Below are 25,129 nucleotides of genomic sequence, written 5' to 3'. Positions count from 1 at the left end.
TACCGATGCAAGACAATGACGGAGCGCTCGACTCCCCTTTTTTCCTCGCAATTCTTCCATTGCTATCGGCCGCCGGCACTCGCCGACGTGGTCGATTCGATCTGGGATTGGGACATTCCCGATGCGGACATCGCCCGCGCTTTGACGATCAGTCAGGCGCCGGGCACACCGCTGCTGCTGGTCGGGCGCTATCGCGCTCCGGTCCGTTGCCAGCAAGGCCAGTGCGAACTGCCTGCGAAATTCGTCACGCAGATTCGCGATGCGCCCGTCACGCTGCGCCCAACGGGCGCGCTTGGCGTGATCGTCGTGGCGATCAAACCGGAATCGGCAAGACGTATTATCGACGGGTCCCTGGGCGAATTCGCCAATGCGAACCGTTCGCTCGTCGACTTCTTCGGCCAAAGCGTGGTGACCACATGCGACGAAGCGGTTGCTGCAGCGCACACGAGCGCGGAACGCGCCGCCGCGGTCGAGAAGTTCCTGTTGCGGCGACTGAGGCCCGCGGCGGCGGATTCGGCCGCGCAGCACGTCGCGGTGCGCCTGCGTGACGATCCAATGCTGAGGATCGCCGAACTGGCTGCCGAAATCGGCACGAGCACGCGGCATCTGGGCCGTATGTTTCACGCGGTGTTCGGCACGTCGCCCAAAAACTTCGCACGGCTCGCGCGCGTCGAGAAAATAATCGGACTGCGCCAGCGCGGTTTTACATGGGCGCAGATTGCCTATGCGTGCGGCCTCGCGGACCAGGCGCATCTTGTGCGCGAGTTCAGGGCACTGGTCGGCGAGTCCCCATCCCACTTTTTTGCCAATCCGCTATGCGCGGTGTCGGGCCCCGCGGCCGGCGCGCCGTTTATCGTCCGTCCGGATTGCACCGAAGTCCGAAAACTTCAAGCATTTGATGTTCTACCCCGCTAAAGTGGCGGGCGTCGCGCGCATGCGCATCAGCTGAAGAAATGAAGCTATGTCCTACGAAGCGAATACCTCCACCGACTTCCACGCATCACGAAGCACAACAAGAATTATTACTGACGTACCGTCGGTCACGCCCGACGAGTGGCGGGATCTCGTCAGAACGTACTGGAGCATGGAATGCGAATTTGCGGACTCCCGCCCGACGACGTTGAGCAAGACCTATTGGTTTATGGGCCAATTGCGCTTTGGGGCCGGCGAAGCATCGGCGCAGGAATGGACATGGATGCCCGAGCCGACGTACAACAACTGGCGCAACGAAATGGTGGTGGTGAGGATTATCCAGAGAGGCGTCCTCGATATCGAGCAGTCGGGCGTGCGGCTGCATCTGACCGAAGGGGCGATGCTTCTGCTCGACCCGAGGCGCAGATTCACACAGACCATGTCCGCGGACGCGGCAGGCATGTCGGTTCGCGTGCCTCGCAGCGCCCTGGAGCAAAGGGGCATACGCCTTTGCGACCACAGCATGTTTGTCGCAGACCCTGCGGCGCCTGAGGTTCGATTGCTAAGAGGACTGCTTGAATCGACCGCTGAACACGGCCGCGGCATGAGCGCCGCGAATCGCGCGCACGTCGCCGAACATCTGATCGACCTGATGTCGATTCTGGTCGCGGGCGATCCGACGGCGCCTAAGCGCATCCGCAGCCCTGAAGTCGTGCTTTCCAAAGCAAAGCGCTTCATGGAAAGAAATATCGGCAACGAAAGAATCGACGTGCAAGCGATCGCACATGCGATTGGCGTGTCGCCCGGTCATCTGTCGAAGATGTTTACGAATTCCGGCACGTCGGTGATGCGCTTTCTCTGGCAACTGCGTCTCGAGCGAGCGCGTGCATTGCTAAGCGAACCGCAAGCCGGCTTGCGTATGACCGAAGTCGCGTCGCAATGCGGATTTGTCAATGCCGCGCATTTCAGCCGTGCGTTCAAACAGCAGTACGGCACGACACCGCGCGAGACGCGTCGAAAAACGGGTGGCTCGTAGCAGCCTCGAACAGGCGCAAGCAAGGCTCATACATTGTCTTCGACGGTAAGAGCCACCGAACCGCTATTGATTGTGATCCGCGTGCGCTTGGCAAGCGGTGGCGACGGCGCGGTGCCATCATTGTTGAGCGGCTTGACCTTGTTGAAGATAACCACGAGCTGTGCCGGTGTGACCGTCGCCGACGCATAGCCGAGGCCATCGTTATCCTGATAGATGAGATCGGGATTGTTGCGGCCGAAAAAGTCGTCGACCAGCTGCGGAAACTGGAACAGCGAGCCGAACTGCGAACCGAGCGTGCCGAGCACGATGTCGGTGAAAAACGTGCGGCTGCTGATGCCCGCCGTCATCAGATCGACGAGCACCGGCGTGCCGACCGAAGGGTCTGGCTGATCGCGCACCACGCCGGCCTGAAACGCATGCAGGTCGCCAGTAATCGCGACGACGTTGGTGATGTTCTGCGTCTTGATGAACGAAAGCAGATCGGCCTTATGCGACGGATAGCCGTCCCACGAATCCGCATCGACGATGATGGTGCCGTTAGCCGAGCCGGGTATGATCGAGCCGAGATCGACCCATAGCCGGTTCATCATCACTTCGTTGCCCCAGATTTTCCAGATCGACGTCGATGCGAGCAGTGTGTCCTTCCACCATTGCGTTTGCTCGGGGCCGAGCATCGATGGCGGGCGGCCGAGCCGCTGCGTGTCCTGGGCTTCGAACTGTGCAAGCACGGTTTGCGGCACCGAGTAGCGCGAGCCGACCATATCGTTGCCGTTCACCGGATCATGCCCAAGGCTTTGAGCGATTGCCGCTTCGCTGACCGTGTGATCGTCTCGGAATAGCCGTTCGTCGGTCATGACCAGATGCATGAGCGTACCGAAGTGAAAGTCGCGGTAAATACGGATATTTTCGAAGCCCGGATTGTTTGGATCGAACGAAACGTCGCCCCAGTCGACCGGCAGATACTCCGCCCACGCTTGCGTCGCATTGCGGCGCCGCTGCGTTTCCTGTTTGTTTTCGTTCGTGTAGGTCTGGTGGTCTTGCCAGCAGTCGTCAGAGAATTCGTGATCGTCCCAGACCGCGATCATCGCAAAGCGCGCGTGTAGGGCCTGCAGGCGCGCATCGCTTCGGTAAGTGCGGTAAAGCGAGCGGAAATCGTTGAGCGTATTCGCGTATGTGCCGCCTTCGGGCCGCGGCAATCCATCGGGAACGCTTAGCGCCGGATGCGCGGGCTCGACAGGATCGGGCTCGGCGCCCTTGCCGACGGTCTCGTAGATATAGTCGCCAACGTGCACCAGGAAGTCGAGATCGGATTCGGCCGCGAGCAACGTCATCGCCTGCCAGTGGTTCGCGTTCCAGTCCTGACATGTCATCCATGCGAAGCGAACCTGAGCGTTGGCTTCGCCTGGCGATGGCGCAGTGCGCATTGCGCCTGTCGCGCTGACATCGCTGCCCGCGATAAAGCGGTAGAAATAGTTCGTCTTCGGCGCGAGGCCAGTAACCTTGACTCGCACGGTCCAGTCGAAGTCGGGCACAGCGGTCAGCGGAACGCTCGCGACGAGTTGCGAGAAGTCTTGCGCCGTCGACACCTGAAGCGTGAGTGAAGCGGAGCCCTGCGATGTCGCTTCGCTTCCCCATGTGCAACGCGTCCAGAACACGGCCGATGTATCGCGTGGATCGCCGCTTGCCACGCCTTCAGCAAATGCGAATGTGCCCATGGGCATTGACGGAGCGGTACTGCCGCTTCCATCGCCATCGTCGTCGCCACAGGCCGAGACCATGCTGGTTGCTATGGCGACCGTATAAAACGTAGACAGTGAGAGAAAGCGTCGGCGATCCATATGCGACTCCTGCGAAGTGGAGTGATGGAATGCGCGGCATCGAATTCGTTCAAGGCGCGAAGCTAAAGCAAAGGCGCACGCCTGTGATGCCGTTAGCGGCCGACATATTGGAACATCTAAGAAATGGCCGGCGTTTCAGGATTCGGAAACACCGGCGAGCTATGCGAAGAGCTATGACGCTACGTAGAGGCTAAACAAAGTGAGTGCGGAGCAAGTGTCAAGTTTGTTATGCCGTTTAGTCTTGAGCGGTATCACCATCCGTAAAATCTGGGCCACGTTTCTAAAGCGCCATCTTCGCTTAGCGCGTGATACTCAGGATGTTGAGCGCCGGTTGCGCACGCATGGTTGGGAAGAATACGCAGCCGCGTGCCAATGGGGAATCGCTCAGCGATGCTTTTATCCGCCGCACCGATGCGCGCAACGATTCCATGTTCCTGATTGGCGCTGCTCATGATGTAGTCGCCGAGCACGTCGCCCGCCTCAGTGCACACGAGCCCATAGCCGCAGTCGTGCTGCTGGCGCAGTGTGCCGCGATCGCGGCTCATCGCCATCCAGCCCGCGTCGACAATCGCCCAACCCTTTTCTTCCTGATGACCGATGACGGTCGTCAATACGCTTAGCGCAATGTCGGACGTGTCGCAAACGCCGACGTTATGCATGACGAGGTCGAACATCACGTAAACGCCCGCGCGCACTTCCGTGACGCCTTCGAGATGTTCGGCCGAAAGTGCCGTTGGCGTCGAACCGATACTGACGACCGGGCAGGGCAGTCCCGCTGCACGAAGCCGTTCCGCACCGCGCACAGCGCTGGCGCGTTCCTGTTCCGCGATACGGACCAGCGCTTCGCGCGTGTTGTATTCGTAGCTGGACCCGGCGTGAGCCAGAACGCCGCCAAGCTTCATGCCGCCATCGACGAGCGTTCGCCCCACGGCAATGAGGCGCTCGTCTTCAGGATCGATTCCCGAACGATGACCGTCGACGTCGAGTTCGATCCACACTTCGAATGCTTCGCGGTGTTCACGGCCAAACGCGACGATCGATTCGGCGGACTGCACGCTGTCCACGATAATCTTCAGATCGCATCCGCGACGGCGCAATAGAAACGCTTGCGGCAGTTTGCCCGCGACCATGCCGACCGCGTAGACAATATCGCTGATGCCCTTGTCGAAAAACTGCTCGGCTTCCTTGAGCGTGGAAACCGTGATGCCTTGAGCGCCGGCCGCAATCTGCGCGCGCACGATCTGCTCGCACTTTGTCGTCTTCACATGAGGCCTGAAGCGCACGCCAAGCGCATCGAGCCGTTGCTGCATACGGGCGATATTGCGATTCATACGGGCGACGTCGACTAGCGCCGCCGGGGTGCTGAGTGCTGCGAGGTTCATCGGGTAGTCCTTTGACTTCTATAGGGCAAGAGCCTCGCCACTATACATCCGATAAGCCCTGTCCCTTGAGCCGTGCAGCGAGGTCAACCATTCGCCTGGACCTAGCGACCAAGACCGCTCTTTGCAATCTGTTGTTCGACGAACTGCGCAAAGAGGGCGTGCATGCGCGTGGTCGGATGGAGGTCATCGGCAAACATATACGTCTGGTCTGCGTTGGGGGCCGTGTAGGTCGCACGAGAGCAAAGCAGGGCAGTGTTGTTGGGCGTTCTCGACGGATCACATGCCTGACCCGTATTCGATACCGTAAAACCATTGGCCTGGAAGTTGGCAAGAATCTGGTTGACCCAGCCAAAGGCGTCGACCTGGATCACTTTGCCTTGCAACCCGTTGGCCTGCAGTGCACCATTCAACGTGTCGTTGAATAGCTGCGAGAGTTGCGCGAGCGTCGCACCGCCATCGGCAGCAGCGAGTCCCTTTGGCGAGACGCCGATATTCGGCAGGTTGACCACCACGACATGCGTGGCGCCGTTCTGCACGATCTGCGCGACGATTTGTGCGAGCGTGGTAGCAGCGGTTTGCACGACCGGCACCGCTGCCGGCAGTGCGCCCGCACGCAGCACATCGTTTGCGCCGGCCCAGACGAGTACCAGCTGCCCGCCATTGAAGCTGCCGTGCGCGGACAGATAGCTCGATACCTGCTGATTCACCGGCATTTCCACATCGCCGATCACGTCGATCAGGAAGTTGTTGAGGTTGGCCGGCGTCGCAACGGTGGCGCCGCCCTCGGCGTAGCCGAAGCCTCCATGAGGGCTCAACTGATGGCTGGCGCTGATCGTGAACGCCGCGTTCAACGTGTCGCCGTAATATTGCGCGACGTTTTGCGTCCACACTTGCCCGGGGTTCGTCGTGAAGCGGCCGCCGCCTATCGGACTCGCAAGCGGCGCAAACGTGCCCACGTCGGACAGGCTGTCGCCGAACGAGACGATCTGCAACTGGACGCCGCCCGGCGGACTTCCAGCGGCGCTGCCTCCACTTCCGCTTTCGCTATTGCTTTCGCCGCCGCCACCGCCGCCGCACGCGGCAAGCAGTGCAAAAAGCACGGCGAAAATTGCAACGCGTGTGTACTCGCTGATCTTTGTCATCGCGGCTCCCTACCGCCCGAAACGGAGCGGTCCTGCCCGCCTGACGCTTAACGACGGTCATGGCGAGCGATTGCGATGAGCAGATCAAGCAAGAACGATGCGCGTATAAATTTCCAAAGGCTTCAGGCGGGACTGCAAAGATGGTCGGCGAGGCGAACCATCATGGCATCGCAACGCGCCAATTGTTCGAGCGTGACGAACTCGTCAGGCTTGTGGCCTTGATCCATGCTGCCGGGTCCGCAAACCACGGTAGGAATGCCGGCCTGCTCGAACAGGCCGCCTTCGGTGCCGAATGCGACGGTGCCGAATTCGGCGGCATCGGTTAGCAATGCCAGAAGTTGTGCGGCCTCGCTGTCGGCCTTCGTGGCTAAAGCGGGGTAGGCGCTCAATGCTTGCAACCGGATATCGGTATCGCGCTGAACCGCACGCATTTTCGGTAGCAGTTCGGTGTCCGCATAGGTCTGCAGTTTGTCCGACACGGTTTGCGCATCGAAGCCGGGCAACGCGCGGACCTCGAAGTCGAATTCGCATTCGGACGGCACGATATTGAGTGCGCGACCGCCCTTGATCACGCCGGTCTGCACCGTCGAGAACGGCGGATCGAAGCGCGCATCGTGATGTTCGGGCTGCGCGAGCGTTTCGCCGATTTCCTCGAGCCGATTGACGAGCCGCGCCGCGTACTGGATCGCGTTGACGCCATAGGGTGCGTAAGCGGAGTGGCACGCCGCGCCCTTCACATGGCAGCGCATCGCGAGTTTTCCCTTATGGCCGAGCACCGGTTTCAAGCCGGTCGGTTCGCCGATCAGGCACAGGCGCGGGCGGTGCGGACGCTTTTCCAGATCTGCGAGCATGGGCCGCACACCGAGACACCCGACTTCCTCGTCATACGAGAACGCGAGATGGACGGGCGTTTCCAGCGGCCGCTCGAGAAATGCAGGCACGGCAGCGAGCACCGAAGCGATAAAGCCCTTCATATCGGCGGTGCCGCGGCCGTATAGCTTGCCATTGCTCGCGGTAAGACGAAACGGATCGACCGTCCACGTTTGCCCATCGATCGGCACAACATCGGTGTGGCCAGAGAGCACGATGCCGCCGCGATCGTTGGGGCCAATCGTGGCAAACAGGTTGGCCTTTGTGCGGTCGGCGTTGTAGAAGAGTTCGCTTTGCACGCCGAGTGCGTGCAGATAGTCGCGGATAAAAACGATCAGCTCGAGATTCGAATCGCGGCTGACGGTAGCGAAGCCGACTAGCGCATTCAGCAATACCAGGGTCGAGCGCTCACTCATCGCCGGGCACTCCGTAACTGGGCGCCGCGGTCGGATTCAGGGCACGGGTCAGATAGTCCTGCATTTGCGGCTTATAAGCCTGCCAAAGCGCGTCCAGTTGTCCGATCGGGGCTTCTTCGGCCCAGTCGACGCGCAAGTCGGCGATCGGCCAGACTACGTCGCCGACCACCTTGAGCGCCGCTGAGTGCACCGGCCCCGCTTCGCCGCCGGCTGCAATCGCGGCATGCATGGCGGCAAGCAAACGGTCGGCGAGCATGCCGTGCGCGTTTTCGAATGCCTGCACCATCTGCTCGATCACCTCGATACCGGCGAGCATATTGCCGCCGGCCACGCATTGCTCGCCCGCGACGGCGTGATGCAGGCCGAGCGCTTCCTTGCCCGTGAAAGACGCCGTCTGGCCCTCGTTGTCGATCGCGAGGACCTGTCGATACGGGCTCCACGTGTCCGACTCGAGCGCGAGGTCCAGCGCGGACGTGGGCGTCTGCTGTCCGTCTTCGAGGAAATCGAGTATCTGCGGCCCGAGCGAAGGCAGCGTGACATTCTGCGTCGCGACTGCGCCGACGCGTGAGCGCAGCCACGGGCAGCGCGCGCCCACGGCGATGCTCGACGAACTGATTGCAATCCCGAGTTGGCCTGTTTCCGCGCAGCGTCCGACGATCGAGAATGTCATGTCGTGCTCCTTAAGCCTGCTCTCGCTTCCAGTTATCGGGGATCACGGCGATCACGTCGATTTCCACCAGCCACTGCGGCTGACCCAGCGCGCTCACCACCAGGCCCGTGGAAATAGGAAAGACGCCCTTTAGCCATTTGCCGACTTCCTGATACACAGGCTCGCGATAACGCGGGTCGATCAGATAGGTCGTAGTCTTGACGATATGCGACAGGTCGCTGCCGGCTTCCTCCAGCAACTGCTTGATGTTTTTCATGGCCTGTTCGGCTTGAGCGCGCGGATCGCCAAGGCCGATGAGGTTGCCGTCGAAATCGGTGCCGACCTGTCCGCGCACGTACACGGTATTGCCCGCTCGCACGGCCTGGCAGAGATCGTTATTCAGCGCCTGGTTCGGGTACGTATCGCGCGTGTTGAACATGCGGATACGGGTGTGAGTAGGTTGGTTCATTTTGCACCTTGCTTGTAGGGGTAAACGCGGCGTGCATTCAGGCGCGCCTTGAGCCGTTCTTTTAGCCCGTCACGCCGACGAGATGTTTGGCGCCAGGGTGTGCGCCGCCGGCACCGGCACCCGCACCGTCGCCTTCGGTCGTCGGGCTTTTGTCCGAATGGCGCTGCGACGCATCGCGATAAGACAGATACTTGCGCTGGATCGCGATGTGGTCGGCAATGTGCCTCGCGTCGTGCCAGACACCCCAGATAAAACTGGAGCCGCGACGCGACAGCCACGGCAGCCCCAGAAAATAGATGCCCGGCTCGGTCGATACGCCGCGCTGATGCTGCGGTTTGCCATTCGGCGCGAACGCGTTCACTTTGAGCCAGCTGTAATCGGCCGTGTAGCCGGTTGCCCAGATAATCGATGTCACGCCGGCTTCGCGCAGATCGAGTTCGAGAAGAGGGCGGGTCACGCATTCCGGGTCGGGCAGCACCTTGCGCGCGCCTGGTTCTTCCGGAAGATCGAGCCCATTGCTCACGATGTACGCATCGGCCGCATCGAGCAGCGCCAGATAGTTGTCGTCGCCGCGCGCGAGGTTCGACGCAAGATCCGCTTCGAAATGCATGACGCCGCGCTCGAACGACTTCGTCAAACCGACGAGCGTGATGCCCTGATTGGCCAGCGCACGGAAGTCGACGGTCTGGCCGCCGCGCGCGCCGCTGACCGCGATCGTGACGTGCTCTCTGCCCGGTGTCGCCACTTCCTTGTCCCATTCGCCGAGCACGCCGAGCCACCAGCAGTAATCGCGATTGCGATACGCGCGTGGCGGCCGATCGTGAGGGCCGACGGAGAGATAGACATTCCTGCCCGAGCGCTGCAATTCGTCGGCGATCTGTACCCCTGACGAACCCGCGCCCACAACCAGCACCGCGCCTTCGGGCAGCTGGCCGGGATTGCGGTAATCGGCGGAATGAATCTGCGTAAGCGGCGCGTCCTTCGAAACGATCGGAGGAATCAGCGGGCGCTGGAATGCGCCCGTCGCCACCACCACACGGTTCGCCTCGATCACACCGTCCGACGTATCGACGATAAACCCGGGGCGGCCCGGCGCACGCATCACCTGCCTGACCTCGACACCGGTGCGGATCGGCGCGTTGAACTTCGTCGCGTAGTCCACGAAATAATCGGCGACGCGCTCCTTCGAGGGGAAAGCGTCGGGATCGAGATCGTCGAATTCGAGTCCCGGAAACCGGTCATGCCAGGCAGGACCATTCGCCACCAGCGAATCCCAACGTCCCGAGCGCCAACGTTCAGCAATGCGGCCGCGTTCCAGCACGAGGTGCGGTACCCCCTGTCTGCTCAAATGCTCGCTCATCGCGACGCCGGCCTGACCGGCGCCCACCACGAGCGTATCGATTGACGTGTTCTCAGCGGTCATCGCAAGCTCCATCTATAAGGCGCCTGTGCAATCTACGCTCGCGGTGCGCATCCGAAAAACACATTTCAAAAATGCAATACATCGGTTTTCCCTATGCAAAAAGATTTCTGTCGACGCACAATCGCAACAGGGAACGCATCGGGGGCAGGCGATGGAAGTGGGTCAGTTGCACTATTCACTAAGGCAGTTGCGGTACTTCGTGGTGACCGCGGAAGTGCTGTCGTTCACCGCGGCCGCCAGAAAGCTGCACATTTCGCAGCCTTCGATCTCGACGGCGCTTGCCGACCTCGAAGCCTCGTTCGGCGTGCAACTGTTTATCCGCCATCACGCAAGCGGCCTGTCGCTGACGCAGGCGGGCCGCGACATGCTGGGGCAAGCGCGCAATCTGCTGAAGAACGCCGAAGAGTTGCAGTCGGCGGCGCGCGAAATGGACGGCGGCATGTCGGGAGCGATCTCGCTCGGCTGCATGGTGTCGCTGGCGCCGCCGGTCATGCCGGCGCTGATCAGCCGCTTTATCGCGAGCCATTCGGGCGTGACGTTCCGCACCCAGGAAGCGCATCAGGACGATCTGCTAAGAGGCTTGCGCGACGGTACGCTCGACCTTGCGCTGACCTATAGCCTCGACCTTACCGACGAGATTGCGTTCACGCCGCTCGTCTCGCTGCCGCCTTATGTGATCCTGCCCAAGCTTCACCGGCTTGCACGCGCGCGAGGGCGCGCGGTTTCGCTAACGGAGCTGCTCGACGAACCTTACGTGATGCTTGATCTGCCGCACAGCCGCGAATACTTCGCAGCCCTGTTCGACACGGTCGGCACACGGCCCGTGCCGGCCTTCCGCTCGTCACAACCGGAAGTGGTGCGCGGCATGGTGGCCAACGGTCTTGGCTACAGCATCCTGAACTACCCGCTCAAATCATTCAAAACCGTGGATGGCGCGGACTTCGTCATCAAGCAGTTCAAGGAAGACGTATTGGCCACGACGCTTGGCATTGCGCAATCGCGAGAACTGAAGCCGCGTCAGGTGGTCAAGCGCTTTGCGGGCTTCTGCGAGGCGCAGATTCGCGAGCTGCATCGCAATGGATGAACCTCCCGCACAGTGCCATGCAGAGCGGAAAACGGCGTTGCATAGGAAAAAACTGGCTTTTACATCCAAAAACAATATTTCGGCTGGTAATTTGACTTGATAGATTGGTGTGCATCGCAATGAATGCTAGCTGGAGATGCTATGGCTGCCCTTGCAAGCTCCCCGGACACCGGATATGAGATCGCCCGCGAATTGCGGGCGAACTGCGAGCGGCCGTTCGAGGACGCGCGCTCGATGCCGCCACGCGTCTATACGTCCGATGCATTTCTCGCACTCGAGCAGCGCGAGATCTTTAGCAAGGAATGGCTATGCGTCGGACGAGCAAGCGCGCTCGCCAAACCCGGCGACTATCTGACCGCGCAGATCGACGCGCAGCCAATTGTCGTGATACGCGACGAAGCGGGCGGCCTGCGTGCCATGTCGAACGTGTGCCTGCATCGCATGTCGGTGCTGCTCGAAGGACGCGGCAATGTCAGACGTATCGTGTGCCCGTATCACGCGTGGAACTACGCGCTCGATGGTGCGCTAGCCGGTGCGCCGATGATGGAGCGGCAGCCCGGCTTCTGCAAGGAAAGCTACCGCTTGCCGTCGCTTCGCTGCGAAACCTGGCAAGGCTGGATCTATGTCACGCTCAATGCCGTCGCGCCGCCTGTTGCGACGCAGCTCGCAGAGCTCACACCACTGATTGAGCCATACGGTATGACGGACTACGTCGAGACCTTCCACGAAGAACACGTGTGGGACACGAACTGGAAGATCCTCGCGGAAAACTTCATGGAAAGCTACCACCTGCCGATGCTGCATCGCGCGACGGTAGGCCCGCATTCGCGGCTCGAAGAGATGGAATGCCCGCCCGGGCGCGCCGCTTTCAACTATCACTGGATCACGAAGGAAGCGTCGCTGCCGATCGGCAACGCGCACCCGGACAACACGCGATTGCAAGGGCACTGGCGCCGCACCACCGCGCTGCTCGCGATCTACCCGACGCATCTCGTCACGCTCACGCCCGGCTATTTCTGGTACCTGCTGTTGCAGCCGCGCGGCGTCGGTCAGGTGCAGATCCGTTTCGGCGGCGGGCTCTCGCCCGAATTCATTAACGATCCCAAAGCGGCGGACTATATGGCCACGCTCAAAACGCTGCTCGATGAAGTCAATGCGGAAGACCGGCGCGGCGTCGAAGCCGTGTTTCGCGGCGTGCATGCACCGCTTGCGAAGCCGGGCAACCTGAGCCACCTCGAGCGGCCGAACTACGATTTCGCCCACTATGTTGCGCGGCGAACCGCCACGTGATGACGCGCAATGGATGATCAAACGACCATGTCCAGTCAACCGTTTATTTCATTCAACGGGGTCAGCAAGTCTTATGACGGCGTGCATAGCGTCGTCGAAGGCCTCGATCTCGACGTTGCGCGCGGCGAGTTCGTGTCGCTGTTGGGCCCATCCGGGTCCGGCAAGACAACGACGCTGATGATGCTCGCGGGCTTCGAATCGCCGACGCGCGGCGAGATTCGCCTGAACGGCAAACGGCTCGACGACAAGCCGGCGCACCAGCGCGATATCGGCATGGTGTTTCAGAACTACGCACTGTTCCCGCATATGACGATCGCGGAGAACGTCGCGTTTCCGCTATCGGTGCGCAGGATCGGCCGCAGCGAGCAAAAGGCGCGCGTGGCGCGGGCGCTCGACATGGTCGAGTTGCCGCATCTGGCGGGCCGGCGGCCCGCGCAACTGTCGGGCGGCCAGCAGCAGCGTGTGGCGCTGGCGCGTGCATTGGTATTCGAGCCGAGCGTCGTGCTGATGGACGAGCCGCTCGGCGCGCTCGACAAGCGCCTGCGCGAAAGCATGCAGTACGAAATCATGCGGCTGCATCGCGAGCTTTCGCTAACGATCGTCTATGTCACGCACGATCAGAACGAAGCGCTGACGATGTCGGACCGCGTCGCGGTGTTTTCCGATGGACGCATCCAGCAGGCGGCGTCGCCGACTGAACTCTATGAAAATGCCGCGAACGCATTCGTGGCGAACTTCGTCGGCGAAAACAATGGCTTGACCGGCCGTGTCGTGACGAACAGCGGCGAGTGGGCCACGCTGCGCCTCGCGGACGGCACGCCGATCAGCGGCCGTGCAGGCGCGGGCCTGCGCGACGGAGGTGAAGCGATGCTCGCGCTGCGGCCCGAACGCGCGCATCTCGCCGCAGCCGCTAATGCCGACACCAACACCGCGGCGGCACGCGGCGAGAACGAAGAATTCAATGTCGTCCATGCACTGGTGCAAGAGCTCGTCTATTGCGGCGACCACCATCGCGTGCATCTGAAACTGGCTCACGGCGAAAGCGTGATCGTGAAAGTGCCGAATACGCAGCACCACGATCTGCCCGCGCTCGGCCATACCGCGGCCGTCACGTGGCGCCGCGACGACTGCAAGGTACTGCCCGCCCTTTCCGCGCGCGTCGCCGTCACAACCGACGACCACGCAGCGTTTTCGCCTTCATCGTCCGCATCGCCACTTATCGCAGGAGCCAACTAAAATGCACGCTACCCGTTCCCGCATCCGGCACGGCGCCGTTCTAGCCGCCGTTGCCGTGGTCTCGATTCTCTCCGCTGCCGCGCACGCGGCCGACACGCTGTCGGTGGTCACCTTCGGCGGCGCTTACGAAACCGCTGCAAAAAAGGCCTGGTTCGAGCCGTTCACGGCGAAGACCGGCATCAACTTCTCGCTGGAATCGTATGACGGCGGCCTTGCGAAACTGAACGCGATGGAGCAGGCCAAAAATACCACGTGGGATCTGATCGATCTCGAAACGAACGACGCGATCACTGCCTGCGACGAAGGTCTGCTGCAAAAATTCGACCGCAAGCTGCTCGGCAATGCGAGCGACTTCCTGCCGGGCTCGATCAGCGATTGCGCGGTCTCGGCCATGGTGTGGTCGACGGTCTACGCCTACGACACGACCAAGCTGAGCACGCCGCCGACCACGATCAACGATTTCTTCGATCTGAAGAAATATCCGGGCAAACGCGGCATGCGCAAATCGCCGAAGGTCGCGATGGAGTGGGCGCTGATTGCCGACGGCGTCGCGCCGAATGATGTCTATAAGGTGCTCGGCACGCCCGCCGGTGTCGACCGCGCGTTCAAGAAGCTCGACACGATCAAGTCGAGCATCGTGTGGTGGGACGCGGGCGCGCAGGCGCCGCAGCTGCTCGCCGACGGCGCGGTGGTGATGACGCAGGCGTACAACGGGCGCATTAACGACGCGATGCGCAAGGACAACAAGCCGTTCAAGATCGTTTGGGATGCCCAGGTTTATGACTACGAGTGGTGGGGTATTCCCGCAGGCGCGAAGCATGCGGCCGACGCCACGAAGTTCATCGTCGCGGCGTCGACGCCGCAAGCCTACGCAGACCTGTCGAAGTACATCGCCTATGCGCCGCCGCGCAAGGACGCGATCCCGCTGATCGACAAGAATCGCCTCGCCGATCTGCCGACCGCGCCGGCGAACTTCAAGCGTCCGCTGCAGATCAACGCGACATTCTGGGCCGATAACGCGGACGCGATCAACAAGCGCTTCCAGGTGTGGCTGACGCAATAAAGCGGGCAATAAATCAGGCAATAAAGCAGAGCGCGACAATGAACACGACACTGCATCCGCCGGCATCGATCGACGCCGGCGCACGCCCCGGCAGCGGCAGCAGCGGCAACCGTCCCGCGTGGCGCCGCGCGCGCCGCAAAGCGGCAGTGCAGGCATTGCTGCTTGCGCTGCCGCTGCTCGTGTTCCTGCTCGCAACCTTCGTCGCGCCGATCGCGAGTCTGCTGGCGCGCAGCGTGCAAAACCCCGAAGTGCGCGACAGCATGCCGCAACTGACGGCGGCGCTGCACGCGTGGGACGGCAATGGCGTACCCGGCGAAGCGGCGTTCGCCGCGTTGGCGCTTGGGCTCAAACAGGCTGCCGAAACCGGCGACCTCGGCAATGTCGCGCGCCGGATGAATTTCTACCAGCCGGAATTCCGCAGCCTGCTGATGAAGACCGCGCGCGAGACGCGCTCGCAAACCCCTGCCGCATGGAAGCCTGCTTTAATCGATATCGATTCTCGGTGGGGCCAAAACGAAACCTGGCGGCTATTGAAACGCGCCGCTGCATCGCCGACCCCCGACTATTTGCTCAATGCCGTCGACGCGCAGGTCGCGCCCGATGGATCGGTCAGCCCGGTGCCGGCCGATAGCGCCGTCTATCGCGCCGCTTTTTTGCGCACGGTGCAGATCAGCGCGACGGTGACGCTGCTGTGTCTGCTGCTCGGTTATCCGGTCGCGTATCTGCTCGCGACGCTTCCGCCGAAGCAAAGCAACCGGCTCATGCTGTTCGTGATCGTGCCGTTCTGGACATCGCTGCTCGTACGCACAACCGCATGGTATGTGCTGCTGCAACCCAGCGGCGTGATCAATGCCGCGCTGATGCGTTTCGGCATCGTCCATCATCCACTGCCGCTGATCTTCAACCGCACCGGCGTGCTGATCGGCATGACGCACATCCTGCTGCCTTACATGATTCTCGCCATCTATTCGGTGATGAAGGGAGTGTCGCCGGTTTATGTGCGGGCCGCGCAGTCGCTCGGCGCGCATCCGGCCGTGGCCTTCGTGCGCGTCTATATTCCGCAGACGCTGCCCGGCGTCGGCGCGGGCTTTTTTCTCGTCTTCGTGCTCGCGCTCGGCTACTACATCACGCCCGCGCTGCTCGGTGGCGCCGGCGACGAAATGATCAGCCAGCTGATTGCGATGCAGACGAACGAGCGATTGAACTGGGGACTGGCGGGTGCGCTGTCGTGCTATCTCGTGATTTTCACGGCCGTATTCTATTTTGTGTTCAACCGGCTGGTCGGCATCGACCGGCTGCGATTCGGCTAGCGCGGAGGACTGCATGCAAGCCCACGGTAACCGGATGCTGTCGGAGCGGATTGCAAGCGGATGGCTGCGCGTGCATTGCGCAGTGATCTTCCTGTTCCTCGTCGCGCCGATTCTCGCGATCGTGCCGCTGTCGTTCAACTCGGGCTCGTTCTTTTCATACCCGATGGAAGGCTTCTCGCTGCGCTGGTACGCGCAGGCATTCGGCTCGAGCGACTGGCAACTGGCATTTGCAAATAGCATCGGCATCGGGGTAGTCGCGACGCTGATCGCAACTTGCCTCGGCACGCTCGCGGCGCTCGGCCTGAGCCGCTCGGTGTTCCCGTTTCGCGCGATCATCATGCCGCTGCTGATTTCGCCGATGATCATTCCGATCGTCGTGGTCGCGGCCGGCTTTTATCTGATCTTCGCGCCGCTCGGGCTCGTGAATTCGTATGCGGGCGTGATTCTCGCGCATGCCGCGCTCGGCACGCCGTTTGTCGTCATCACGGTGACGGCCTCGCTGCTGTCGTTCGATCAGAGCCTGCTGCGCGCGGCGTCCGGACTCGGCGCACGGCCGTGGACGACCTTCCGCCGCATCACGCTACCGCTGATCGCGCCTGCTGTTGCGACCGGCAGTGTGTTCGCGTTTGCCACTTCGTTTGACGAAGTGATCGTCATTCTGTTTATCGGCGGACCGGACCAGCGCACGGTGCCGCGGCAGATGTGGAGCGGCATTCGCGATCAGATCAACCCGTCGATTCTTGCGGTGGCGACGGTGCTGATCGTCTTCGCGACGCTGCTGTTTACCGCGATGAACTGGCTGCGCGGCAGGGCGGCTGCGGCGTCGTCGTCGGACTAGCGCACGCCGCACATGCATGCGCTATTCGAGATCTTCCGCAAGGTGCGCGACGAATAGCCGGATCGTATCCTCGTCGCGGGACACATATACCCATTGTCCGACGCGTTGCATTTTCAGCAGCCCGGCTTGCGTGAGCACGGCGAGATGCGCGGAAACCGTCGACTGCGACAGCTTCGTGCGCGCGTGAATCGAACCAATCGATACGCTATCCGGATGATGAGAGCGGTTTTCCGGAAAATGGAGCCCTGGGCTCTTCAGCCACCTCAGGATCTCCCGCCGCAGCGGATGCGCCAATACCTTATGGATTCTGTCTACGTCGATCATGGAGCACCCGAGGGTTAGAACATATCCGAAGCGGTCTGCTTACGCTCGCCATCGCGCGGCGCAGCTTCTACCCGCGGCCGCGACGGAATGAACGGTCCCGTCACCATTTCCGCGTAGCTCTGGCCCGGCCCGACCATCGGAAATACATCGGCGTTCTGATCGATCATCACTTCAAGGAACGCGGGCCCATCGAATTCGATAAAAGCCCTGAGGGTCGCCTCGAGTTCGCCTATCGTTTCGACGCGGCGCGCGAAATCGAAGCCATCCGCCTTCGCCGACATAACGAAGTCTTTGCTATGCAGCGCTTTGTCGCTGACGCAAAAGCGCCCTTCATAAAAGAGACGCTGCCATTGCCGGATCATCCCGTCGCCGAGATTGTTAAGCAGTAGCACTTTGACGGGCGTGCCGTACGTCGTCGCTGTTTCGAGGTCGCCGGCATTCATGCGGATGCTGCCGTCGCCGTCGATATCGATCACCAGCGCGTCCGGCCGCGCGAACTGTGCGCCGATCGCGGCCGGCAGCCCAAAGCCCATCGTCCCCATGCTGCCGGAGGTCAGGAAGCTGCGCGGCTCGACGAAGTCGAAAAACTGCGCGGCCCACATCTGATGCTGACCGACACCCGTAGTGACGATCGCATGGCCGCCGGTCATTTCGCCAAGCAGCTCGACGACGAAGTGCGGTTGAATGAGCGGGCTGTTGCGGTCGTAGTTCATGCCGTACTTGAGCTTCAGCTCCGCGATATGCTCCAGCCAGTCCGCGGGCGACTGGACATCAGGGCTTTCTTCCATCAGAGACAGCAAGGTATCCTTCGCATCGCCGACATGCACCCAGTCCGCGCGTTTGACCTTGTTGATCTCCGCCGCGTCGATATCGATATGCGCGATATGCCGCGCGCGCGGTGCGAAAGCGTGCGGACGGCCACCGGCAACGCGGTCGTCGAATCGCGCGCCGACCGCGATCAGGAAGTCGCAGTCTTCAACGGCATAGTTCGCGCACGCGGCGCCGTGCATGCCGAGCATGCCGAGGCGCAATGGATGTTTCGTGGGCAATGCGCCAAGCGCCATCAGCGTCGTGACGACGGGAATCCGGTAGCGCTCGGCAAACTGGCGCAACTCGGCTGCGGCGCCGGCTGTAATCACACCGCCGCCCACATACAGCAGCGGCCGTTTGCTTTGTGCGAGAAGCTCGAAGAACTCCGCGCGTTTGCCGGCTTTGAGCCGCGAGCCCTTGGCCACCATGCGAAGACGGTCAGAGTAGCCGCGGAAATGCAATGTCCCATGGCCTTTGTAAGATCCTTGCCAGTTCTGGATATCTTTCGGCACGTCGACGACAACCGGGCCTGGTCGGCCGGTGCGCGCGATTTCGAATGCAGTTCGCAGCGTTTCTTCGAGTTTCGCCGGGTCCGTGACGAGAAAGACCTGTTTCGCGCACGCCGACATGATGTTGAAGACGGGTGCTTCCTGGAATGCATCGGAGCCGATCGCGGCGCGCGGCACCTGTCCGCAAATCAGCACGACTGGGACCGAATCGCCGTTGCAATCCGCGATCGGCGTCAGCGCATTCGTCGCACCGGGACCGGAGGTGACCATAAACACGCCGACTTTTCCGCTGGCGCGCGCATAACCGGCTGCCATAAAGCCCGCAGCCTGTTCGTTGGCCGGCACGACGAGCTTGATCTGGCGCTCGGGGCTTTGCATTTCGTTGAAGCGAAACACGGCGTCGTAGGTTGGCAGGATCGCGCCGCCGCTGTAGCCGAATACGGTGTCGACGCCCTGTTCGCTGAGCACGCGCAGGATGATGTCGGCGCCCGACATCGAATTGCCGGTATCCGGCGAGGTCGGCAAGGCATGTGAAGCAATGTTGGGGTTTTGGGTCACAGCTGGTTCTCAGACTGAAGCTCGCACGGGAAACTCGCGCGAAATAGGGCGCCGGTTGTGCAGGCGCCGGGATCAAACGTCGATATCCCTTTCAACTCGAGAACAGCGTATGTTCGGCACCAGCTTATGGACGATTGCTTCGGCGGGTTCTCCGCATAGCCAGTCCACCTAACATCTTTTCGATGCGCTTCTGGAAGAATTGCGAGGGGTTGGTACAGCCGATTTTGCCAACGATCGAAACTGTAGGGTCGTCCTATTGAGCGATTCGCTGGCCAAAATGAGTGGCATCCAGGACACGAGGGCCTGTGGCACGCGTTTGCGGCTTACGTTGCGCCGCAGCATCGCGCGCGATGGCCCACTTATTACACGGGCGCAAGAGTAAGTTAACGGAAAGGGTGTCCTTGTTATGCGGACGTTGCGGTAATCTGGGCCATCGCTCGTTACGCGGCATATCGCGATATATCGAAAGACGCGCGAAATACGCGCGGAATACGCTCGATAGCGCGAAGCGCCGCGGTAGCCACGAGAGTTCGCTGTATTCGACGAAGGTCCAGATTATGAAAGTCGCCATTGTTGTGTTCGATGGTGTGCAGGCGCTAGACGTCGCAGGCCCCATGGACGTGTTTGCAGAAGCAAATACGCATCTTCCCGACCACCGGAAATATCAGGTCGCGCTCGTTGGCGCGCAGGCCGGCTATGTCACGTGCTCGAACGGCATGCAACTGTCGGTTCCCTTCGGCTACGCGGATTTCGACGTACAGGCGGATTTGCTCATTGTCGCGGGTGGTCCGAAGCTGCCCGATTACCGGCCGCGAGCCGACATGCTGAAATGGCTGCAAAGTCAGACATTTGGTGCCACGCGTTTTGGCTCCGTCTGCAACGGCGCATTCGTGCTGGGGCACGCCGGCCTGCTGGACGGCAAGCAGGCGACTACGCACTGGGCCGAAGCGGCGCGCCTCGCCGACGACTTTCCGCATGCACATGTGCAGCCCGACCGGATTTTTACGCGCGACGGCCGCCTCTTCACGTCGGCCGGCGTGACGGCCGGCATCGATCTGTGCCTTGCGCTCGTGGCAGAAGACCACGGCCACGAGATCGCCGTGCGCGTGGCGAAACGCCTTGTCGTCTATATCCAGAGAGAAGGCGGGCAGTCCCAGTACAGTCCTTACATTGGTATGCGTAAGGGCGAAGATCCGATCATCAGCAAGGTGCACCGGTATGTGACCGAGCATCTGGCCGATGCGCTATCGATCGAACAACTGGCGAAGGCTGTGTCGGTGAGCCGGCGCACGTTCTCGCGGCTGTTTGCGAAATACGCGAAGGTGACGCCGTCCGCGTTTGTCGAACAGGTTCGCGTGGACTCGGCGAGAAAGATGCTCGAAGAAACTGATGCGCCGCTCAAGACAGTCGCGTTCAAATGCGGCTTTCATAGTGCGACGCATATGCGTACGACCTTCATGCGGCGGCTTGACGTAACGCCCAAGCAGTATCGACAACGGTTCCGCGGCGATGCGCCGGATAGGCAGGCGTGGGTTAGCAACAGCGTCGACGAGCGGGTCGAGTCGAACGATCTCGAAGAAGAAATGGCTTAAGTTAAGAGAGAACCCAAGGTCGATGTCTTCCTCGTCTGTTGCTTTGCAAAGTCTTCCGGATATTCTTGCGCCCGGTTTGGCGGTGGTGTTTTGCGGCATCAATCCCGGCTTGCTGGCGGCGTCGACGGGCCGCCACTTCGCGGGCCACGGCAACCGCTTCTGGGGCGTCATGCATCTGGCTGGCTTTACGCCCGAGCAGTTTGGTCCTGAGGATGACCACGCATTGCTGCAATACGGATATGGGCTGACCACCGCAGTTTCGCGCGCAACGGCACGCGCCAACGATCTATCGCGTATCGAGCTTAAAGCAGCAGCCATCGACTTCGAACAGAAGATCGAACGCTATGCGCCGAAGTACATCGCGTTCCTCGGAAAAATGGCGCTGGCTGCGATGTCGGGCACGCGCGATATCCAATGGGGATTGCAATCCGCTCCATTCGGCGGTGCGCGCGCGTGGGTGTTGCCGAATCCTAGCGGTCTGAACCGCTCATTCAGCCTCGATGCACTAGTTGGTGCTTATCGCGAACTTCAACTCGTGGCTGCGTCCACGCGTCCTGCTATTGCGTAGCGACGCGGTCCTCTTTTTTTGCACGCTTCGCGGCTTTGCGCCGGGTTGTGATCGGCGTTGCAGCGGCGGCACCATCAATAGCAGCACCTTCGATACCATCGATGTTCATCGTAAGGCCCGCTTGCTGAAGATGCACATTTCTGCGCAACGTCTCGGTCACGAACTCGACGAAGGTTCGAACCTTGCCGCTGGCGCCGCGCCGCTCGACATGCAGCAAATTCACCGGCGTCGATTCCGGCTCAAAGGCAGTGAGAACAGGCTGCAGATTTCCGTCCAGCACCTCGGGCGCTGCCTGGTACGAAAACAGCTGCGTGATGCCCGCGCCATCGACGGCAGCCGCTACCGCGACCGGCGCGAGATTGACGATCATCTTCGGCTGAAGCCGGACCGGCAGCCGCAATCCTTTCTCATAGAACAGCCATTCGAATGGATGCGTAACCCCTGTAAACGACACACACCGGTGATCGGTAAGCTCTCTCGGGTGAGACGGTTCGCCATGTTCGGCGAGATAGATGGGGGAGGCGTAGGTCCGGCGCCGGACAAAGCCCAGCGGCACGGCGTATATCGACGAGTCTCCCAGATGGCCGATGCGGATCGCGATGTCCACGCCGTCCTCGAGCAGCCGTGTGGTGCGGTCGTCGTACACCGCATTGATATGGACGTCCGGGTAGCGCCGCGCATAGGCATTGACGAGCGGAGCGATAAACCGCTGACCGAATAGCACCGGAGCCGAAATGGTGAGCGTGCCGACCGGGTTGTTCTGATCGACTGAGATATTCGCTTCCGCGTCAGTGATCGTATCGAGCACGCGGCGGCACATCTCGAGGTACGCCATGCCCGCTTCCGTCGGCCGGATCGAGCGCGTGGTTCGCGTCAGCAGTTGCGTGCCGAGGCGCGCTTCAAGTGAAGTCAGCGCGCGAGAAACCGCAGGGGCCGACATGCCGAGTTTCTCCGATGCACCGGTGAAACTGCTTCGATCGATGATGGCAACGAACACCTCCATCTCGCGTAATCTGTCCATCCCGCTACCCAACCTTCGCGTGCATTTACCGCTACCGATTGTAGGCGTTCTGTCATGCACGCCGGGGCCGCGTCCGTTCGATTGGCCAAAGAACGAATAAAAATGGCCAACCGGAAATCGATTTAAAGCGCGGCCTCATCGAGGTAGCGATGACTTGTGATGGCAAATTTCCCGCATTGATTGGCCCGATAGCCAGACTCCTTCGGCTTTAAGAAACGCCGACCATACCCGACAATCAATTAACCCACGATGCGATGCGATATTGCGATATCAGCATCCCTAACCAGACGAAGGAGTCTGTTCCATGTTTGCTGCAATGCTAGAAGTGAATCCCTATGCCGAACAGTTCGATGCCTATCTCGGCATGGCGAAGATGCTTCGGCCAGAACTCGAAGCGACCGAGGGCTTTATCGACAACACGCGCTATGCGAGTCTGACGCGGGAAGCATGGCTGCTCTCGCTGTCGAGCTGGCGCGACGAGAAATCGCTAGTGCGCTGGCGTGTCTCGACGAAACACCACAAGGTTCAGGAGGCGGCGCGCGACCGCGTCTTCGCCGACTATCGGCTGCGCATCGGCCAGGTCGTTTCGGACACTCAGATTCCCGAAGGCCACACGTTGCAGGAGCAACGTCTCGATGTGACAGAAACCGGAGCCGGCACAGCGGTCATGCTGCTCGACGCGAAGCGCGCGCCGGAATGGGTCAAACAGGCTGGCGCGGATGCGGTGGCGCAATCGCTGGGGCTCGATCCGCACGCAGCGGGCCTCGTCGGATGGGACGCGTTCGATGCGCTGTTGACGCCGGGCGATGTCATCGCGGTGGTGACGTGGAAAGATCAGGCGGCCGCTGAAGCGTTTGCACGCAACGCGACGCTGCCCGACGGCGTGCGTCTGCGCCATGTTCGTATCGTGCGCGAGTATGGAATGTTCGATCGCCGCGAGGCGCCGCAATACTTCGACGAGAAGCAACGCAAGGCATAACGCAGCCTCTTCGCTATACCGTCGGGCGAGCGTTGCCTGACCGGTCAGCTGTCATGGGCCTGACGAAGGCATTGGCCAGATTGATACACAAAACGGCCTGAAATCGGGCCTGTGACAGCTTCAATCGTTTCGGGATCCTCTTTTAGAATTCTGCGGCTCATCACTGCGGCGGCGACGCTTATGAACACCACCGTCAACCCTTGGAAAACTGGAACGGACGACGAGACGAATGCGCAATCGTCGTCGTCGGCTGCTGCACAGGCTGCGGAACCTCCTGCTCAGCCGAAGGCCGCACAGCCGCAGATGACGCTGCGGCTGGCCACAGGGCTAATCGGAATGCTGCTGGCGTCGCTATCGGCGATCTTGAACCAGCAGGTCACGGCGCAAGCGATGACGGACATTCGTGGCGCACTCTCGATCGGGCACGACGACGGCAGTTGGCTCACCGTGCTGTTCGAAGCCGCCAATGTGTCCGCGATGGTGTTCGCGCCGTGGTTCGGCGTGACGTTCACGCTAAAGCGATTCGCGATCGGCGCCATGCTGGCGACGATGCTGTTTGGCGTGCTGTGCCCGTTTGCACCGAATCTGCCGGCGCTCTACGTGTTGCGCGTATTGCAAGGCATTTCCGGCGGATGCCTTCCACCGATGCTGATCATCGTCGCGCTTCGGTATCTCCCGCCGAAGATCAAGCTCTACGGCCTTGCCGGCTATGCGCTCACGGCAACCTTCGGACCTGCGCTTGGCACGCCGCTCACGGCTTTATGGACCGAGTACGTGAGCTGGCGCATGGCGTTCTGGCAAGTCGTGCCATTAGGCGTTGTGTGCTGCTTCGCGATCCACATCGGGCTTCCGGAAGATCCTTTGAAGATCGAACGATTCCGCTCATTCAACTGGAGCGGGTTCCTGACCGGATTTCCGGCTATCGCGATGCTCGTTGTCGGCCTTCTGCAGGGCGATCGTCTCGACTGGCTGAACTCGGACTTTATCTGCGTGATGCTCGGCGGGGGCATGCTCCTGCTCGTCGCGTTCCTGATCAACGAGTGGTATCACCCGCTGCCGTTTTTCAGGCTCCAGCTGCTTTCGCGCAGGAACTTCACGCATGGGCTGACGACGCTGTTCGGGGCGGTCGTGCTGCTGACCGGCGTCGCCGTGATACCGGCCCAGTATCTCGCGAAAGTTCACGGTTACAGGCCGCTGCAAACGACGCCATTGGCGTTGCTGGTGGCCATCCCGCTGCTGCTTGCGCTTCCCTTGACGGCAGCCTTGCTGAACCTTCGTCGCGTCGATTTCCGTTGGGTCATGGCGATCGGCCTGTCGCTGATGGCAACTACGTGTTTTATGGGTAGCTTCGTCACGTCCGATTGGGTGCGCGAAAACTTCTACTGGCTGCAGTCGTTGCAGATTGCCGCGCAACCGATGGTGATCATGTGCATTCTGATGGGCGTCACGACCGGTTTGCCGCCGACCGAAGGACCGTTTGCCTCGGCGATGTTCAACTCGCTAAAGACGTTCTCCGCGGCAGTCGCCACAGGTCTGATTGAAGGTCTCGGCACGGCGCGCGAGCATTTTCATTCGACCATGCTCGTCGACCACGCCGGCAACAACATGCTCGTAACGAGCCAGAGCGTCGACGCCGTGCATGGTCTCGGCGAACTTGCCCATCGGATTCACGAACAGGCCGTGGTGCTGACTTCGGCCGACCTCTATCGCGTGATGGCAGGTATCGCGCTTTTTCTTCTCGTGCTGGTCCCGGTTTTACCTGTGCGTATCTATCCGCCATGGAGCACTACGCAGCCTTCTTCCCGCTGAG

The 25,129-nt window shown here is 61.2% G+C and carries 22 protein-coding genes; 12 read left to right on the top strand and 10 right to left on the bottom strand.

Going from position 1 to position 25,129, the window contains the following annotated elements; all coding sequences use genetic code 11:
* The first annotated feature begins 15 nt into the window (after positions 1 to 15).
* Positions 16 to 915: a helix-turn-helix domain-containing protein gene (locus KZJ38_RS23185; RefSeq protein WP_219802042.1), complete on the top strand. Its 900-nt coding sequence runs from the start codon at positions 16 to 18 to the stop codon at positions 913 to 915.
* A 169-nt stretch (positions 916 to 1,084) separates the two neighbouring features.
* A complete protein-coding gene (locus KZJ38_RS23180; RefSeq protein WP_219802041.1) occupies positions 1,085 to 1,948 on the top strand; it encodes a helix-turn-helix domain-containing protein in 864 nt (287 codons plus the stop codon).
* A gap of 26 nt (positions 1,949 to 1,974) precedes the next feature.
* On the opposite strand, the gene KZJ38_RS23175 is transcribed toward KZJ38_RS23180, so the two are convergent.
* The 7 genes from KZJ38_RS23175 to KZJ38_RS23145 all read right to left on the bottom strand — a co-directional run bounded on the left by KZJ38_RS23175 (position 1,975) and on the right by KZJ38_RS23145 (position 10,137).
* Positions 1,975 to 3,786: an alkaline phosphatase D family protein gene (locus KZJ38_RS23175; protein ID WP_219802040.1), complete on the bottom strand. Its 1,812-nt coding sequence runs from the start codon at positions 3,784 to 3,786 to the stop codon at positions 1,975 to 1,977.
* Positions 3,787 to 4,037: 251 nt separating this feature from the next.
* Positions 4,038 to 5,168: a DSD1 family PLP-dependent enzyme gene (locus KZJ38_RS23170; protein WP_219802039.1), complete on the bottom strand. Its 1,131-nt coding sequence runs from the start codon at positions 5,166 to 5,168 to the stop codon at positions 4,038 to 4,040.
* Positions 5,169 to 5,269: 101 nt separating this feature from the next.
* Entirely contained in the window at positions 5,270 to 6,310 is a 1,041-nt protein-coding gene (locus KZJ38_RS23165) for an SGNH/GDSL hydrolase family protein (RefSeq protein ID WP_219802038.1), read from the bottom strand.
* A 122-nt stretch (positions 6,311 to 6,432) separates the two neighbouring features.
* Entirely contained in the window at positions 6,433 to 7,596 is a 1,164-nt protein-coding gene (argE, locus tag KZJ38_RS23160) for an acetylornithine deacetylase (RefSeq protein ID WP_219802037.1), read from the bottom strand.
* Positions 7,589 to 8,266, bottom strand: a complete 678-nt coding sequence (locus tag KZJ38_RS23155) for a DUF1028 domain-containing protein (RefSeq protein ID WP_219802036.1) — start codon at positions 8,264 to 8,266, stop codon at positions 7,589 to 7,591. Before KZJ38_RS23155 ends, argE begins: the two co-directional genes overlap by 8 nt.
* Positions 8,267 to 8,276: 10 nt before the next feature.
* Positions 8,277 to 8,714 (bottom strand): RidA family protein, encoded by a 438-nt coding sequence (locus KZJ38_RS23150; RefSeq protein WP_219802035.1) that lies wholly within the window; start codon positions 8,712 to 8,714, stop codon positions 8,277 to 8,279.
* 61 nt (positions 8,715 to 8,775) lie between these two features.
* Positions 8,776 to 10,137: a flavin-containing monooxygenase gene (locus KZJ38_RS23145; protein ID WP_219802034.1), complete on the bottom strand. Its 1,362-nt coding sequence runs from the start codon at positions 10,135 to 10,137 to the stop codon at positions 8,776 to 8,778.
* A 151-nt stretch (positions 10,138 to 10,288) separates the two neighbouring features.
* On the opposite strand from KZJ38_RS23145, the gene KZJ38_RS23140 reads away from it, so the two are divergent.
* The 6 genes from KZJ38_RS23140 (at position 10,289) to KZJ38_RS23115 (ending at position 16,958) form a co-directional block, all read left to right on the top strand.
* Complete coding sequence (locus tag KZJ38_RS23140) at positions 10,289 to 11,221, top strand: LysR family transcriptional regulator (RefSeq protein ID WP_219802033.1); 933 nt, start codon at positions 10,289 to 10,291, stop codon at positions 11,219 to 11,221.
* A gap of 141 nt (positions 11,222 to 11,362) precedes the next feature.
* On the top strand, positions 11,363 to 12,511 hold the full coding sequence (locus KZJ38_RS23135; RefSeq protein WP_219802032.1) for an aromatic ring-hydroxylating oxygenase subunit alpha: 1,149 nt from the start codon (positions 11,363 to 11,365) through the stop codon (positions 12,509 to 12,511).
* Positions 12,512 to 12,538: 27 nt separating this feature from the next.
* The gene (locus tag KZJ38_RS23130; protein WP_219802031.1) at positions 12,539 to 13,747 is read left to right on the top strand and encodes an ABC transporter ATP-binding protein; all 1,209 of its coding nucleotides are present in this window, start codon (positions 12,539 to 12,541) and stop codon (positions 13,745 to 13,747) included.
* 1 nt (position 13,748) lies between these two features.
* Positions 13,749 to 14,810, top strand: a complete 1,062-nt coding sequence (locus tag KZJ38_RS23125) for an ABC transporter substrate-binding protein (RefSeq protein ID WP_219802030.1) — start codon at positions 13,749 to 13,751, stop codon at positions 14,808 to 14,810.
* A gap of 38 nt (positions 14,811 to 14,848) precedes the next feature.
* Positions 14,849 to 16,120 carry an ABC transporter permease gene (locus KZJ38_RS23120; protein WP_219802029.1) on the top strand — a complete coding sequence of 424 codons (1,272 nt, stop codon included), beginning with the start codon at positions 14,849 to 14,851 and terminating at the stop codon, positions 16,118 to 16,120.
* A gap of 13 nt (positions 16,121 to 16,133) precedes the next feature.
* A complete protein-coding gene (locus KZJ38_RS23115) occupies positions 16,134 to 16,958 on the top strand; it encodes an ABC transporter permease (RefSeq protein WP_219802028.1) in 825 nt (274 codons plus the stop codon).
* Between the two features lie 21 nt (positions 16,959 to 16,979).
* Here KZJ38_RS23115 and KZJ38_RS23110 read toward each other — a convergent pair whose 3' ends face one another.
* Positions 16,980 to 17,282: an ArsR/SmtB family transcription factor gene (locus KZJ38_RS23110; protein ID WP_219802027.1), complete on the bottom strand. Its 303-nt coding sequence runs from the start codon at positions 17,280 to 17,282 to the stop codon at positions 16,980 to 16,982.
* Between the two features lie 14 nt (positions 17,283 to 17,296).
* Complete coding sequence (gene ilvB / locus KZJ38_RS23105) at positions 17,297 to 19,159, bottom strand: biosynthetic-type acetolactate synthase large subunit (protein ID WP_219802026.1); 1,863 nt, start codon at positions 19,157 to 19,159, stop codon at positions 17,297 to 17,299.
* A 557-nt stretch (positions 19,160 to 19,716) separates the two neighbouring features.
* Here ilvB and KZJ38_RS23100 point away from each other — a divergent pair.
* Both KZJ38_RS23100 and mug read left to right on the top strand, forming a co-directional pair.
* Entirely contained in the window at positions 19,717 to 20,751 is a 1,035-nt protein-coding gene (locus KZJ38_RS23100; protein ID WP_219802025.1) for a GlxA family transcriptional regulator, read from the top strand.
* A gap of 22 nt (positions 20,752 to 20,773) precedes the next feature.
* Complete coding sequence (gene mug / locus KZJ38_RS23095) at positions 20,774 to 21,319, top strand: G/U mismatch-specific DNA glycosylase (protein ID WP_219802024.1); 546 nt, start codon at positions 20,774 to 20,776, stop codon at positions 21,317 to 21,319.
* Here the strand turns inward: mug and KZJ38_RS23090 are convergent.
* Positions 21,309 to 22,340 (bottom strand): LysR family transcriptional regulator, encoded by a 1,032-nt coding sequence (locus KZJ38_RS23090; protein WP_219802023.1) that lies wholly within the window; start codon positions 22,338 to 22,340, stop codon positions 21,309 to 21,311. The two genes, mug and KZJ38_RS23090, sit on opposite strands and share 11 nt — an antisense overlap.
* Positions 22,341 to 22,644: 304 nt before the next feature.
* On the opposite strand from KZJ38_RS23090, the gene KZJ38_RS23085 reads away from it, so the two are divergent.
* Both KZJ38_RS23085 and KZJ38_RS23080 read left to right on the top strand, forming a co-directional pair.
* Positions 22,645 to 23,319 carry an antibiotic biosynthesis monooxygenase family protein gene (locus tag KZJ38_RS23085; protein WP_219802022.1) on the top strand — a complete coding sequence of 225 codons (675 nt, stop codon included), beginning with the start codon at positions 22,645 to 22,647 and terminating at the stop codon, positions 23,317 to 23,319.
* Between the two features lie 303 nt (positions 23,320 to 23,622).
* Complete coding sequence (locus KZJ38_RS23080) at positions 23,623 to 25,128, top strand: MFS transporter (protein ID WP_246642135.1); 1,506 nt, start codon at positions 23,623 to 23,625, stop codon at positions 25,126 to 25,128.
* The last annotated feature ends 1 nt before the right edge of the window (position 25,129 follow it).

Origin of the sequence: Paraburkholderia edwinii (genome assembly GCF_019428685.1) — a bacterium.
Lineage (GTDB): Bacteria > Pseudomonadota > Gammaproteobacteria > Burkholderiales > Burkholderiaceae > Paraburkholderia > Paraburkholderia edwinii.
The sequence above is the reverse complement of the archived record's forward strand: the minus strand, read 5'-3'. Positions and strand labels throughout refer to the sequence as shown.